Origin of the sequence: Olsenella intestinalis, assembly GCF_023276655.1 — a bacterium.
GTDB lineage: Bacteria > Actinomycetota > Coriobacteriia > Coriobacteriales > Atopobiaceae > Olsenella_J > Olsenella_J intestinalis.
The window spans coordinates 535,452-551,544 of sequence record NZ_JALGRK010000001.1 but is presented as its reverse complement, the minus strand read 5'-3'; the positions used below and the strand labels follow the sequence as shown (position 1 = coordinate 551,544).

Genomic DNA, 16,093 nt, shown 5'->3' with positions numbered 1-16,093 from the left:
GTCGAGGGCGCCCACAAGGAGTCCTCATGAGCCGAGAAGAGCCTGCCCCTCTCCCCTAGCGCACCCGGCGCCGCCTGCGCAGCGCCGCCGCAACGAAGGCGACGCCCCCAATCAGCGCCACGAGGGCGCTCGCCCAGGGCGTCACGTCCCCGGTGCCGGCGAGCGGCGCGCGGCGGGCGGGCTCGGCTCCCGCCGGCAGCTCCTCCCAGACGGCGCGCGCCACGTACGAGGCCGACTCGCTCGCGGCGGGTGCGACCTCGGCCGCACCTCCGGGCGCCACATGGCCCACGCTGCGGTCCACGTCCCAGCCGGCGAGCGAGAAGCCCTCGCGCGTCGGGGCGCCCTCGGGGGTCGCGAGCGAGACGGAGGTCACGGCGCCGGCAGCCGAGAGGAGCTGCTCCGCGGTTGCGGGGCTGGGCGTGCCCTCGGCGCCCTCGCCGCCGTCGAAGGACAGGGTCACGTCGCGGGATTGGATCGCCCAGAACTCGGCCACCTCGGGGACGAACGACTCGCCCGGCGTGGCAACGAGAGCGGAGGCCGGGTCGGGCGAGGACGACCAGCCGAAGGCGGCCCAGCCCTCGCGCGCGGCCACCATGGGCGCGTCGACGGGACCGAGCACGCCGCCGTTGGCGTACTGGGTGAGCACTCCCTCTGCCTGGGGCGCGAGCGCGCCCTCGGACTGCGCGGAGAGGTCGGCCGCCTGCGGAGCACTCGCCTCGGCCGCACCGTGGAAGGCGACCGGGCGCGACCACAGCGCATGCAGCTCGACCGCGGTGCCGGGCCCTGCCACAGGCGGCAGGCCGCCGTCGGGAACGGACGTCTCGAGCGAGTCCGCGGAGGCGGCCCAGCCGGCGAAGGCCCAGCCCTCCCGCGAGAGGCCGAGGTCTGACGCGGCGGGAAGCAGGGCGGGGTCGGACGGGTCGACGCGCATGGCGGCGACCTCGCGATCTGCGTCCATGAGTCGCAGGTCGTAGCGGGTCGGCCTCACCGTGAGCGCCGCGGCCTCGCAGGTCACCTCGTAGTCGGGGCCGGCGTCGGCCGCGCAGAACACGTCCCAGGTGCCCGGCGCGTCGGTGGTGGGCTCGGCCGCCTCCCCTCCCCTGCCGTAGGAGAGCGAGACCTCGACGGAGTCGCCGGGCATGAGTCCGTCGAGCAGGTAGTCGACGCCCTCGGCGGGCGAGTCGGTGGCCGGCACCTCGCCGAGCTCGTCGGCGACGCGGTCGAGGGCGCGGACCACGAGCTGGGCGCGGGAGACCTCGAGGGACGTCGTCGACTCGGCGCCCTCCCAGTCGGCGGTCTCGGCGACCCTGGCGCGGACGACGTAGGAACCGGCGTGGGTGGGCGGGTCGGCCGTGAAGTCGGAGGTGCCCGCCGGGGCGTACTCGACGACGGGCGAGCCGAAGCGGGCGGAGGCGTCGGCCGGGCGCGGGTCCTGGCCGTAGGTCCAGCCCGTCGCGGATACCGCGCACTCGTTGGAGGCACGGCGCACCTCCCAAGCGTGGGTTGCGTCAGCGGGAAGGCGGTAGCTCGCGGCGTCTGCGCCCGCAAGCGACGTGACGACGGCGAGGTAGGACCCCGCACCCACGGCGCGGTTGCCCGCCTGCAGACCGACCGACACGTCGTCGCCAAAGAGCACCGACGCGGAGTCGACGGAGGCACCGGCGTAGGCGAGCTCCTCTCCGCTGTACTCGAGGGAATCATCCGCGGACCACGCGAGCGCGACCTCGCGCGGGCCGACGGAGAGTGTTCCGGGAACGAACGAGACGTCGTAGTCGGCGGCCGCGAGCCCTGCAGGGGTGATGCGGTAGGAGCCGACGAGATCGCCCGGCGCATAGGGGTCGCCGGACGGAGAGGCGAAGGAGTACGAGGCCTCGCCCCAGACCACGCCCTCGCGTGCGCCCGTCGGCGAGGAGGCGTCGACGTCCGGGGCACAGAGCCCCTCGAGGACGTAGCCGGGGTCGGCCGGTGCGCCCTCTCCGTAGGTGGTCGAGCAGTCCCTCGCGCGGGCCGCGAGCGCGGCGCGGGCGACGGCCACCGAGACGGCGCCGCAGACCACGTCGGGCGCGTCCTGCTCGGAGACGACGAGGAAGTGCACGGGATGGTCGCCGGCGCGCGCGAACGTCGGGCTTGTCTCAAAGACGTCGCCGGCGGCAAGGTGGTCGTCGATCGCAGACTCGAGCCTCGCCCAGGCGGCCCTGAACCCATCGGACTCGACGTCCTCGGCCGTTGCGAGCGTGGCCAGGTCCTCGACCGGGAGGAACTCCCCAGAGGAGAAGTCGATCGTCGCGCTGAACAGGACGCGGGCCTTGCCAGCCGGGTACGCCTCGCCCGTAGACTTCGAGAGGGCGACCGATGCCGCCTTGCCGTCGTCCGTCCCGTCGTAGGTGCCGGACCAGCCGGAGGCGGCAACCCTGACGTCTCCGCGGGTCACGGTATAGGTGCCCTCGGAGAAGGTCAGCTCATAGTCGGGATGGGAGGTGACTCCCTCGGCCCAGCCCGCGTACGTAGCGTAGTGCCCAGCCGTCGAGGCGACGGCGTCGGTCCACGTCCGGACGAAGGAGGCGACTTTCTCGGGGCCGTCGCCGGCGGCGAGGCCGTAGGCGTCCCAGCCGACCGCGGCAAGGCCATCGCCCTTCTTCGACTGGGCGTCGCGGGCCGCGACGCGCGCGGGCCTCTTGTTGACCGTGAGCGTGCCCGCCTCGTACGTCACGTCGTAGTCGGCCGCGACGAGGCCGGAGGGCACGGCGTAGTAGATGCGGGCGGCGGTGAAACCGGCCTCGTAGGCCGCGCCCGTGCCGTCGGCGGACTCGTTGAAGGCGATGGTCACCGTCGTCGTGCCGACAGAGGCAGGCGTGTCGCCGGCGACCAGTCCGATGAGGTCGACCCCGGCAGGCACGGCGTTCTCGCCGTAGGTGGTCGAGCAGTCGCGGGCGCGGACCGTGAGCGGGGCGCGCGCGATCCGGAAGGCCCTCGCCGCGCTCGTGGCGCCGTCCCAGTCGGCGCACCCGGGCACGACGGCGCGGACGTAGTGGGTGCCCGCATGGGCCGGCGGCGTCGGCGACCAGGGGCCGTCGGCCGACTCGGCGTACTCGAAGGAGGCCGTCGACGCGCCGAAGCCGGCGACGCAGACGGGGTCGGCCGGCGCCTCGCCGTAGCGCCAGCCGTCGATCGCGACCGTGCAGGAGTTGGCTGCGCGCTCGACCGACCAGGCGTGCGAGAGGCCGGTGGAAGGCAGCCGGTAGTTTCGCGCGGCAGCGCCGGAGAGGCCGGATGCGACGGCGACGTAGGAGCCCGCGTGGGTGGCCGAGGCCGTGCCCGCGACGTCGACCGAGACGTCGTCGCCCGCGAGGGCGTTGGCGACGGAGGGCGCGGCGCAGGCGCGCGGGGAGCCCGTGTAGGGAAGCGCGTCGGGGCCGGGCCACGAGAGCTCGGCGATGCGCCGGCCCACCGTGAGCGTGCCCGGCAGGAACGTGATCGCATAGTCGGGCGAGGAGGCGCCCGAGGGAGTGACGCGGTAGGCCGCGGCGGGGCTGCCCGCGCGGTAGGACTCGCCCGCGGCTGACGCGAAGGAGTAGGACAGGGAACCCGAGAGCGAGGAGGGCCCCTCGCCCGCGACGAAGCCGATCCACGTCACGCCGGGGTCGGCCGGAGCCTCGTCGCCGTAGGTGGCGGAGCAGTCGTTGGCCCTCGCGCTGAGCGGGGCGGGCGCGACGGAGAGCTCGACCGAGCCGGACTGGGACTCGGGGTCGGGGCGGTGCGTCTCGGTGCCCTCGACCCAGTACCAGGCCGTCGTCGAGCCGGCATGCGAGCGCGAGGGCGGCTCGAGGGAGCCCTTCGAGGAGAAGTCGGACCCCGTGAGCGGGCCCTCCGCCGACCACCAGACGCGGGCGCCGGTGCCCGCGGGCGAGAGCGTCGCCGAGGCGGCGTGGGAGGCCCCGTCGTAGGTGCCCGAATAGCCCCGTGCCGTGACGGAGAGCGTCGCCGCGCTCACGCGGTAGGTGCCGTCGACCGTCGTCACCGCGTAGTTGGGGCTGGGCGTGAAGGACACCGTCGTGGGCCAGGTGCCGACCGCCGTGCCGTCGGCCGCCGTCGTGGCGCGCACCTCGCCGAGGTCGCCGGCGGCCACGAGCGAGCCGGAGGAGACCGACCAGGGGACCTGCGCGACCGGCTCGCCCACCCTGCTCGAGCCGCCGCCGGCCGCGAGCGTCACGGCGCGGGGGACCACCTCGTAGGCGAGCGTGACCGGGTCGGAGAGCGCGTAGGCGCCGCGGCCCGAGACGGTGACGCCCTTCTCGCCCGCCGAGGTGGCGTCCTCGCTCCAGGAGAGCTCGTAGTCGCGGCCGCGCTCGAGGGCCGAGCCGTCCCAGCCCGAGACCGTGGGCTCGGGGCGGTGGGGCGCGCCGTCGTAGGCGAAGGAGGCCGAGAGCTCGGCCGAGAGCTGGTTCCTCCCCCAGACCGCGTAGAGGTCGGTGTCGGAGGCCACGGCGACCGACTCGCCGCTGGCGTGGTCGGGCTCGGCGGCGGGGGCGCCGGCGGCCCAGCCCACGACGTGCCAGCCGGGGGCGTCGGCGCCGGCGACCGAGGAGGGCAGCGTCACGGCGGCGTTGGCGCGCTCGGCGCGCAGCGTCACCGGCGAGGCCTCGCCGGCCGAGCCCTCAGGGTAGTTGGGGTGCAGGGTCACGGCCGGGCCCGAGCCCTCGGGGGCGTCGCCAAAGACGGCGAACAGGTCGGTGTCGTGCTCGATCACGAATGACTGGCCCACCAGGCGCGAGGCGTCGTCGCGCACCATAGACCAGCCGAGGAAGTCTGCGGGTGCGGAGGCTGGTGCGGGAGGCACGGCCACGCGCGCGCCGTAGCGGTAGGTGCCGGGGGCCGTCGAGGACGCGTCGCCGTCGTGGTAGGTCACGGAGTACTCCCTGCCCTTGACCCACTTGGCGTAGAGGGTGAGGTCCTTGTTCGTCACCGTGTCCGCGGTGAAGTTCCAGGGCTGGGTGAGCTCTGCGTCCTCGTACCAGCCCACGAACGTGTAGTCCACGCCGCCGACCCTCTTGGTGGGCGTCTCTGGCTCGGCCACGAAAGAACCTGCCTTGAGGCCGGTCTGGGACGCCACCTCGGTGCCGCCGTCGGAGTTGAAGCTGACCGTGAACGTCGGGTCAATCCAGCCCGCATAGAGGACCATGTTGCCGGCATGCATCGTCTTGCCAGCGGGATCGAAGCTCTTCTCGGGGTGGTCGGCCGCATGCTCTGCATCGGCCACACTCTCGAACCAGCCGCCGAAGGTCTGGGTCTCACCGTAGCTTCCGACCTTCGTCATGCCCGTGGTGTCGGGCATGACGTCGATGATGGGATAGGTGAACTTGATGCTTCGCGCGCCGATCGCCTCTCCGCCGCGCGTGTCGAACGAGATGCTGTAGGTCTTGAGCTTGTAGAAGACCTGGACGCCATTCTTCTTGTTGCCGTTGACGTCGTATATGGTGCCAGCGGCCATTCGCTGTGACCCGTTATCGCCGTCTCCGATGTAACGAACACCGCCCTTGTGGTTCATGCGATAGGCATGGTAGCCGGTGTAGTTGTCGAACTGGAGGCTGATGTCTTTTGCCATCGTGGTCGAGCTGTAGAGCTTGACGTTGTATGATCTGCCGGCGCTGTCGGTGACCTGCTTGTCATAGGCGCCGCCCGGGGAGGCCTCGCGATAGAACTCGAGGAGGTTCGCCGTCTCCCACCCGGCGGGAAAGTTGCGATAGTGCGTGCCCGTTCCGTCGTTGCTGTAGGGCATCTCGACGTACTTCGAAATGTGGCCCGAGAGGCCGTACATGAGATCACTTTTTCCGTTCAGGAAGCGGAGGTGCGTGTTGCAGCCCCTGTACCAGTTCCCATACGCCGAGGCATTCATCTCATCGGCGATGTACTGGCCCCACTTGAACTTCCCGACATGGAGATCCGCGCCGCCAGAGCTCGAGCGGAAGTGGATGACCCACCAGCGACGCGAGTAGTAAAGGTTGAGGATGGTTGAGCCGTCGTTCTCGATGACGGCCGAGGCGTCGCTCTTCTCGGGAACGGGATCGTACCTACCGACAGCGTAGTTGCTCGAAGTGCCGCCGTAGGCGACGTTGAAGTTGCTGCCCGAGCGCGTAACCGTCGCCGTGGCGCCGGTGGTTCCCTGGATCGTGGTGGAGTCGAGGAAAGTATAGATGCCCTCGCCGGGGCCGCCCTCGGCGCCCTCGACCCAGCGGACGACCTTGAAGGGCGAGGTGGACTGGACCCACTTGGCGTAGAGCGTGATGTCTGAGGTGAGCGTGAGGTCCTCAGTCACCTGGTCGGAGTAGGTGTAACCAGTCTCTGCGTCGCCCGTGCGCGTGCGAAACCACCCCTCGAGGGCATAGCCGGCGTACGTCGCCTCGGGAAGGTCCGCGACCGGGACCGTGGCGCCCTCGCCCGTATCGACGAAGAACTCGGAGCCGACCCTGGGCGCGTCGCCCGTGTCGAAGTAGACCCAGAAGCCCTCGGCGAGGTGCGGGTAGAAGTCCGTCTCGCCCGAGACCGTGATCTTCTCGTCCACGCCGTAGGACTGCGACGGCTCCGTCGCGCCGTCGCTCCAGAGCTCCCACTTGGTGATCTGCACGCTGGCCGACGCGGAGATGGGCGAGTACGTGACCGTGGAGAGGTCGACGGAATAGCCGCCGTCGCCGTTGCTCTGGGCGAGCATGGAGGACGCGACGACGCCCTGGTGCTCGACGTCGGCGTGGGGGTACTGGTGGAAGCGCACGGTGCGCGCGTCTGAGAAGCTCGCCTCGGCCGTGACCTGAGCGACGTTGTAGCCGTCGAAGGCGGCAGAGCCCGCGGCGGCGATGGCGTGGATGTCGTCGACCGAAAGCGCGCGGCCGAGGTAGCCGGTGAGGTCGAGGCTGCCGACCTGCCAGTGGTCGAAGATCTTGTCGGCGTCAGACGCCGTGGGCGGGATAGGCGCCTCGAGCGTGTCGCCAAGGCGGACCGACTGGGTGGAGACGACGGAGCCGGCCGCGCGGAAGGAGACACAGACGCGCTCGAAAACGTTGACGTTGTCGGCCTCGCCGACGATTGCGTAGACGGAAAAGTCGGTCGCGTCGAAGTCGGCGCGGCTCGCGGTGGCGGAGGCCACGGGTTCGGCGGTGCCGTCGTCGCGAAGGTGGATGGCCGAGAAGGACTCGCCACGAACCGCGGAGATGGGCCTCAGCGAGACGCGCACGGGGATGCCGCCGGCCGGCTCGAGCTCGCGGCCGTCGCGCACGAAGGAGACGTCGACGGCTCGGGCGTCTACGGCGCGTCCGTCGGTGATGCCCGCGGCGTCAGCGGCGGCCATGGCCGTGGGCGTGTCGGCCTCGCGCACGACGAGCGTGGTGCCCTCGGGGAAGGCGCCCTCGGGAGCATGGACCTCGACTACGACGCCGTTGGCGGCGATGAGGGTCTCGTCGATCGCGGGGGCGGCAGGGGTAGCGGGCTCGGTGGCGGAGGAGGGGTCCACGAGGGCCGCCGGCTGCGCCGCGGGGTCAGGGCTCGCGGCCGCGGCGGGCGTGCCGTCAGCAGGCGCTGGCTCGGAAGGCGGCGCGCTCTTCTCGGCGGCGGAAACGTCCGGGGCAGGAGCGGTGGCGTCGGTGGCGTCGGCGGGTTGCGCGTCGTCCGGGGACTGCGCGTCGTCCGTTGTGGTGACGTCCGCGGTGGGGGTAGCCTCGTCGGCAGGGACGGGCTCCGCGGCGGTGGCCTGCTCGGCGGCCGTGGGATCGGGCGAGGCATCGGCGGCGCGCACGGCACCCTGCGGCCAGAGGCTCGCGACCATCGCCACGGCGAGGACCGCAGCGAGGAGCCTTGATGTGGTCGTATCGCGCTTCATGGCACGTACCTCCATGCGTCAGCGTGTGGGATGGGCAGCGTGTTCCCATTCTGACTATATGTTCCCATGGAGGTCACGCATTGGTCGAGAATGCGCAGCGTGGGCGGCATGATAGGGGCAGCTGGCGGAACGGCAATCGGCCAACGCGCGCAGAACGTGACGGGGCGGGGCACCGTGGTGGCACCCCGCCCCGAAGGACGCGCGGATGTCGCGCTCCCCTACTGCTCGCGACGCCTCGCGCGGAGTGCCGCCGCGAGCGCCGCGACGGCGAGGGCGGCGAGCGCCACGGGGACGGCGGGCGCGGTCGCGTCGCCGGTCTTGGCGAGCGGGCGAGCGCCCCTCGCGTCGGGGGAGACGGCGACCTCGAAGATCGAGAAGCGGTCGGAGGAGGCGCGCAGCGCGGCGCCGTCGGACTCGAAGTCGATCGCCTGGACCGTGCCGTCGTGCTCGCGGACCACCGCCGCGACCGCGGATCCGGAGAGGCCGCCAGGGAGCGAGAGCTCGACGGTCAGGGGGCTTGCGAGCTCGTGTACCTCGCGCGCCTCGCCGTCGCCCACGCGGACGCGGACGCGGACGTCGAGGAAGGCGCCGGGCTGGGTCGCCTCGCCTGCGGCCGCGTGGATGCGGGCGGCGTCGGCGGGGGCGATCGATTTGGTCACGTCGGTGACCGAGACGCTCACGTAGGCCGTCGCGCCGGCGCCGACCTGGGCCGCCTCTTCGCGGGTCAGCGGGACCGCGGCCGCGATCGCCTCGTCGCCCTGGCCGATGCGGGCGCCGCCCCAGTTGGAGGGAACCTCCTCCTGCACGACGCGGCCGAGGGAGCGCGGGATCTCGAAGTCGAGGGTGACCGGCTCGGAGAGCTCGTACTGGCCGCCCTTGAGCGGCGTCACCGTGACGCGGGCGGGCCGGCCGGGCTCGGTGGGTGCGGCGTTGCCCTCCCAGGAGAGCGCGTAGTCGACGCCCTCGACAGGGGCGGGGCCGTCGCCCGCGGCGTCGGTCACGGCCGGCCTGGGCTCGGCGGGAAGGACTCCCGGCGCCACCGCGCCCTCGGGCAGTGTCGCGGCGAGCTGGCGCGGCGCCCACTGGGCGTAGAGAATGTTGCCGCTGATGGCGAGCTCGAGCGGCTCGCCCGGGGAGAGGGCGCGGCCGGACCCGTCGGCAGCCGTGTTCCAGCCGGTGAAGCGCCAGGCGCGGCGCACGAAGCCGTTGGCCGCTGCCGGCACGGAGTCGCCCGCTCGGCCGAGGCGCGGCTCGACGGAGCCGGAGTCGGCGCCGTTACCGTCGTAGGCGAGCTCGCCCACGGGGTCCCACTGGGCGTAGAGCACGTCGTCGCCGGCCGTGAGCGTGAAGGGGTCGCCCGGCTGGTACGAGGCGCCGGAGCCGTCGGGTGCGGTGTTCCATCCCTTGAAGCGGTGCTGCGGCCAGGTGAAGTCGCAGCCGGCGGCCGCGACGGCATCGCCGGTCTTGCCCTCGGTCGCGGCAGTGGAGCCCATCGCGATGATCGAGTTGGGAAGGTAGGTGAGGGCGTCGGCTGCGACCGTGAGGGGCGCCTGCCAGTCGAGCCCGAAGTAGTTGGGCGTGCCGTCGACCGCCGCGCGCACGACGTACTCGCCCGGCTCGGTGGGCGGCGTGGCGACGAACTCGTCGGAGCCGGCGGGGGCGTACCAGAAGGAGGCGTTGCCGAACCTGGCCGTGGCCGTGTGCGCGGGACGCTCCTGGCCGGCGACCCAGCCGGGCGCGGTAGGGCCGTCGGTCCAGGCGTTGTCGGCGCGGACGATCTCGCCCTGGACGACGACGACCTCGTCCTCGTGGATGTCGTCTCCCACGAACCAGACGCGCACCGGGTAGGTGCCCACGACGGTCTCCTGCGGAGGCTCGTCCACATAGCCCATGTCGTCATCGCTTCCGACGCCGTATTTGACCTCGACGCACCCCTCGGGCGCCTGGGCGACCTCAACCAGGTGCTGTGGCTCGCCGCTATAGGTGTGATAAAGCGCCTCCGGAGTCGTGACGTCAAGCTTCAGCAGGGGCAGCTCGACCTTGTCTTCGGGGCTCGCGGGAGAGGGATAGGCGTCGTCCGTCTCGGCGAGACGGGTCACGACGTGCTGCTCGGTGCCGGGAGTGAGGCCCTCGAAGACGTGGGTGGCCGCGCCGGCCGCGGGCGTGACCCAGTGGGCACCGGCGTCGACGCTGTACTGCTGGCCGTCCTCGACGCGAACGACGAGGGTGGTCGCGGTCGCGGAGTCGACGATGGGGGCAGGCGGGGCGTCGGGCAGGGACTTGGCCGAAACCACGACCTCTGCGGGCTCGCCGACGTTGCGCGCCCAGGCGGCGTCGGTCGCCTCGGTGGCGGCGTAGCGCACCTGGTAGGTGTCGGCCGAGAGGCCGGCGACGCTCTTCTCGCCCGCGCCCACGCGCGTCCACGCGTCGGGCCAGGTGCCGTCGTCTGCGCGGCGGCGCCACTCCATCGCGTCGGTCACGCCGGTGATGGTGCCGTCGTCGTTGGTGAGCGGCGCACCGGAGCCGTCGGTGAGGACCGCGTCGTTGGCGGGGTCGCGCTGGGCCGTGAGGCGCGTGGCGGCGAGGCCCTCGGGCACGCCCTGGTTCTCGGACCAGTGTGCGTAGAGGGTCTTCCTGGAGGCGAGGCCCTCGACGTCTGCCGCGAGGCGGTCGGTGGCCGTGGGGCTCGCGCTCTCGAACCAACCCTCGAACTCGTGGCCGTCCCACGCGGGACGGGCGGCCTCGACGGCGGTGCGGGCGACGCGCCAGGCGGTGGCGGGCGCGGCCTCGGGGCTGCCGAGGACGTGGTTGGCGACGCCCTCGGGAAGCGCGGCCGCCGGGGTGGCGCCGCCGTCGTTGAGGTCGAGGGCGACCATCGGGACGGCGAGGCCCGAGACGGTGACGCGCATGGGGTCCTGGCCCTGCGTGGAGCCGTCGTCCTTCTCGGCGTCGTAGTAGAGCGGGCTCTCGAGCGAGGAGAGGAAGTCCTGGGCGCAGGGATAGTCGACGCCCCCGACGCGGAAGCCCATGATGCGGGCGCGGTAGCGCGAGGGGAAGCCGTCGGTGTTGAGCTTCCAGACGGGGAGGCTGCCCGTGGCCGCGCGAGCGGCGCCGGAGCCCGACACGGCGCAGTAGGTGCCGAGCGTGGCGTCGTTCTGCTGGCTGACGACCTCGTAGAGGGAGGCGTCCTGCTGCTCCGCCTCGTCCCTCGAGGCCCAGAAGACCTTGACGTAGACGCCCTCGAGGTCGGCGTAGCCGTCGGCCTCGGTCGACTCGACCGAGACGGCCCACTTGCCGTCGAAGTTGCCGACGCCGACGTAGTTGACGTCGAAGTCGTCGCCGCGCTGCGTGGCGGCGTAGGAGCCGGTCTCGATCTGGCTCGTTCCGGCGGAGTTGGCGACCGTGGGCTTGAGCGAGAGGGTGTAGCTGACCCTCTTGGAGAGCCCGTCGAGCGAGTAGGTGCCATAGGCGTGCGTGAGCGTGGCGTCGCGGCCGGGGTCGGTCGCGCCGGTGACGGTGACGGGATAGCCCGTCTGCGCCGCGCCGCCCGCGAGGAGGTAGAGCATGCCCGCGCTCGAGCGCTCCTGCGGCGTGTCGTTCACGACGGCCGAGTGCATGGACGCGCCCTCGACGTAGGCGTAGTTGTAGTCCCACGTGACGTTGCCGCGCACGCCGTAGAGGACCTCGACGACCGTCGGCGCGCTCGCGAAGTGGTTGTCGTCCTCCTTGTAGCGCAGGGAGACGTCGCCTGCGGCGAGGCCGGAGAGCCTGCCGTCGGCAGGCAGGTCCTGCCAGGTCGCGCCCGCGTCGGTCGAGTACTCGACGGGCTTCGCGCCGTCGTAGTCGGTGAGGGCGAGGGTGCCGCTCTTCTCGTCTGTTGGCGCCGACGCCTCGCCGGAGAGCGTGGCGGTCACGATCGACTGGGTGGTGGTCGCCTTGGTCGCGTCGACGGGGTCCCACGTGGCCTTGCCGATGGTGAAGTGGAGCGTGACGTCGGGGGCGAACTGGTAGTCGCCGCCGGCCTTGGCGCAGACGGTCACGGTCGGCGCGGCGGCATCGGTCGCGGCGGCGGCGTTGACGTTGTTGCTGTAGACGAGCTCGTAGTCGACGTCCTTGGTGAGGACGGTCCCGCCCTCGCCCGTGACGCGCGGCTCCGGGGTGTGGGCGCCGCCGTCGTAGGTGAAGGCGCCCTCGATCGGGGCGGCCTGGAAGGTGTTGTCGCCCCAGGTCGCGTACAGGTCGACGGTGGCGTCGTTCTCGGTCGTGAGGTTCTGGACGCTCGCCTTGTCGGCGTACGCGGAGGCCCCGCCGGCCTCGGTCGCCCAGCCGGCGAAGTGGCGGCCCTTGTTGGAGAACGCGTTGGCCGAGAGCGGCGTGGCCGCGGCGTCGTAGGTGAGGTCCTGGGTGGCCATGGTGCCCGACGCGGCGTCGGCGCCCTTGTTGAAGCTCACGTGGTAGGGGTTCGCCTCCCACGTCGCGAAGAGCGTGACCGTGGCACCGTCCGTGGCGGTGAGGTTGGTGACGGGCGCCTTGTCGGCGTAGGCGGCGTCGCCCGCGGCGGTCGTGGCCCAGCCGTCGAAGTGGTAGCCGGCCTTGGAGTAGCCGAGGGGCGAAAGCGGTTTCGCGATGTCGTACTCGAAGTCCTCGGGCGCCATCTCCCCGGTGGCGAGGGCGTCGTTCTTGTCGAAGGCTACCTTGTAGGCGTTTCTGGTCCAGCCGGCAAAGACCCTGTTCTCGCCGGCGGCCGAGGAGGCGTCGACGATGACGTCGCCGAGCCTGCTCGTGCGGGCGGCGTCGGCGTACCAGCCGGAGAAGGCGTAGCCCACGGGCGTGGCGCCCGAGACGTCGGGGTAGCCGACCTCGTCGAGGTCCATGGCCTGGTTGACGTAGACCTCGCGCGTCGCGGAGCCGTCGGCCGTGAGGGAGGCGAGCGAGGTGTTGGGGGACATCGAGCCGTAGTTGTAGTCGTAGGTCAGGCCGGTCCTGCCGGACGCGGCGTCGGCCTCGGTGGAGTAGACCGCCGTGAGCGTGGCGTCGCCGCTCACGGTGTAGCGGCTGCCCGCGTAGTGGGCGTCGCCGGAGGCGTCGCGCCAGTAGAGGAAGGGCCTGCCGTCCTTGCGGAGCGCGGCACCGCTCGGCATGAAGGCCGTCGCGCCCTTGAGGTAGGTGTTGTCGTCGGTCGGTGCGGTGCCCGTCGCGTCCTCGCCGGCAGCGTAGGTGATCTTGTAGGACTTGGTGGTCGCGCCCTCAGGGGCATAGACCGCCTTGAGGGTGACGTCGGAGTGGACCTCGTTGGCGAAGCTCCAGGTGACGTCCTGCCCCGCGCTCTCATAGGTCCAGCCGAGCAGGTCGCCGCTTCCCTCGGGAGGCGTGATCTGCGCGGACGAGAGACTCGTCGCCTGCTCGCCGTACTTGAGCACGTCGGTCGCGCTCTTCTCGCCTGCCGATGCACTGCGGTTCTTGAGTTCGGCATCCTTTGCGAGCGTCCCTCCCGCGAGGTCGTAGGTGACCTTGCAGCGCGCGTCGGTCCAGTCGGCGTAGAGCACGATGTCGCTGTCAGGCATGGTCACGCCGTCGAAGGAGTACGTTTGGTCGACGAGAGTGTTCACCTTATGCCAGCCGTTGAACCAGTGGTCTCCCGTGGCGTCCGTCATGACCGTGGGACGTACGAAGCCCTCCTCGTCGGGGTCCTTGTCGTAGGCGACGTAGGAGCCGCTGCCACCGGCGAGCGGGGCGGCCGTGCCCGTAAGGTTCCTCTGGTACGGAATCGCCGTCAGGTCACTCGCGTCGGGCCCGCCGTTCTCGTTCCACAGGATGTTGTGTTTGTTGCGCGTGTACCAGAGATAGTATTGCTGGCTTCTCTTGCTTCCTTTGAAGGTGCAAACGAGGCGCCTGCCGCCTCCGCTAAAATTGATCCAGCGAACGTTACTGCTCCAACGCAGCAGGGTGAAGCCCTCATAGCCCGGATTACACGCCCACTCGCCATGGTCTCCCCAGAAGATGGGCTGGGGCGACACTGTGTCGTAGTTCGACTGGACGTCCTCGCCGGTGGAGTCGAGCTTTTCCAGGTAGACGTTGCGGTTGTACTTCCATTCGAGATTGGTCGCGTTGACCACGCTAAAGCTAAATGTGGCACCGCAATATAACAAACTGGGATCCTTCGCGCCGTAGCCCGCCATAGATCCGTATATTCCACTGGGCGTGGCGCTCGCAAAGTTTCCGGGATAGTCCATCCACAGAATGGTGTAGCCCGCGCATTGGAACTTCAGGCGTTTCTTGTTGTTGAAGTTGCTGGGCGAAAGGCCCCTGAACACACCCTCCAGGCTCTGGCCCCAGCGCCGCTTGAAGTTCGCGTTGCCCCAGTAGTAGTACATGCGGTCGAGATACACGGTGAACTCTGTCGACCCGTCGGCTGCAACCGTGAGGCCCTTGGCATTCTCGAGCTGAAGCTGGGCATCGTTGACGAAATAGTAGGCAAAACCAGAGACGGTGTAGTGATCCGCGATAGCCTGGACAACGGCGGGGTCATCAGCCGAGAGTGAGAGGGTCTGGCCCGTGGTAGCCGTCACCTCGAAGTGGTAGTTGGCATCGAACGAGTAATCCTCCTCGATCGTGTCCTTCGGCTCGGCTCCCTGCAGGTAGAAGCGCAGGCGGTAGGTCGTCTCCGCCTCAGTCCACGTTGCGCGGAGAGTGGTCGCGGTGGTGATGGGCGTCTTGAAGTCGAAGGCCTCGCCCTTCTCATCCACCCAGCCCGTGAAGGCATAGCCCTTGCGCGTGGGGTCGGAAGGACTCTTGGCCGTCTTGCCCTCGGAGACGAACTGGCTGTCGATGCCCGTGCCGCCGGCCGAGTCGAAGGTGACCCAGTAGCCGCCCTCGATGACCGGGTAGAGGTCCGTGTCGGCGTCGACGGTGAGCTTCGACTCGCCTCCGTAGCCGTAGACGTCGGAGTCCGATGAGGCCGCGCCGTTGCGCGTGGACCAGCCGACGTTCGCGGTGCCGGCCGGCGTGACGAAGAGCGGGGTGCCCGCGCTGACGGCGAGGTTCTCGCCTGCGTTGACCTCGACCACGTGGATGATCGGGAACTTGTCGAAGGTTCCGTCGGCGTCGGAGTCGACCGCGCTGTGGTAGGAGACGTAATGCTTCTTGTCGCGGTACTTGGCGTAGACCCTCGTGACGCTGCCGTCGAAGGAGACCGTGTCGGGATAGCCCGCCCAGGCGTCGCCCCATGCACCGTCGTCGCCCTTCAGATACCAGCCGACGAACTCCGTGGTGTCGTCGCCGGCGAAGACGGCAGGCACGCCCGTCGCCGCCAGGCGCTGCGCCGCCTGGGACTCCTTGTCGGCCCCCTCGTAGTCGGTGGTCTTGACGCTCACGGCAAAGTGGAGCTCGCCCGCGGCGTTGTAGAACTCCCACGACTGGTACTTGATGTCCTCGCCGACGATCGCGTAGACGGAGAAGTCGGTCGCGTCGAAGTCGGCGCGGCTCGCGGTGGCGCCCTTGTCCACGACCTCGGCCTGGCCGTCGTCCCTCACGTGGATTGCTGAGAACGCCTCGCCGCGGACGGCGTTGATTGCCCTCAGCGAGACGCGGACGGGGGCGGTGCCGGCAGGCTCGAGCTCGCGGCCGTCGCGCACGAAGGAGACGTCGACGGCGCGGGCGTCGGTGGCGCGCCCGCGCACGGCGCCGGCGGCCTCGGCGGCGGCCATCGCGTCGCGCGCGTCGGCCTCGCGCACGACGAGCATGGTGCCCTCGGGGAAGGCTCCCTCGGGGGCGTGCACCTCGACGGCGACGCCGTTCTCGGAGATGCGCGTCTCGTCGATCGCGGGCGCAGCGGGGGCGGAGGGCTCGTTGGCGGAGTCGCCGACAGAGGCGGCGTCGGAGGTGCAGCCGGCGGACGGGGTCGCGGTGGACTCGCCTTCCCCGGACGTCGCGTCGGCAGAGGGCGCGCTCTTCTCGGCAGCGCTATCCTGGGGCGCGGGCTCAGTTGCGGCAGGTTCCTCGGGCGAAGGCTCCGTCGGCTCGGCCGAGGGTTCGGCGGCCGCGGGCTCCGCCGGCGAAGATGCCTCTGCGGGGAGCGTGGCGGCATCCGCGGCCGGGGCCGGGTCCGTCTCGGCGGCACCCACCGCGCCCTGCGGCCAAAAGCCGACGACCAGCGCGGCGGCAAGCGTCACGGCAAGGAACTTGCTCGAGGTGGAGTGGCGTTTCATGGCACGTACCTCCCGGCTC

2 protein-coding genes are annotated in these 16,093 nt (G+C 71.1%); both read right to left on the bottom strand.

From position 1 onward, the window contains the following. Positions 1 to 55 precede the first annotated feature (55 nt). Complete coding sequence (locus M5D76_RS02115; RefSeq protein ID WP_248921741.1) at positions 56 to 7,867, bottom strand: InlB B-repeat-containing protein; 7,812 nt, start codon at positions 7,865 to 7,867, stop codon at positions 56 to 58. Between the two features lie 218 nt (positions 7,868 to 8,085). After that, complete coding sequence (locus tag M5D76_RS02110) at positions 8,086 to 16,074, bottom strand: InlB B-repeat-containing protein (RefSeq protein ID WP_248921740.1); 7,989 nt, start codon at positions 16,072 to 16,074, stop codon at positions 8,086 to 8,088. Between the last annotated feature and the right edge of the window lie 19 nt (positions 16,075 to 16,093).

Bases quoted from the DNA above. Each gene is read 5' to 3' on its own strand.
- M5D76_RS02110 (WP_248921740.1), bottom strand. From the start codon at position 16,074: ATGAAACGCCACTCCACCTCGAGCAAGTTCCTTGCCGTGACGCTTGCC.
- M5D76_RS02115 (WP_248921741.1), bottom strand. From the start codon at position 7,867: ATGAAGCGCGATACGACCACATCAAGGCTCCTCGCTGCGGTCCTCGCC.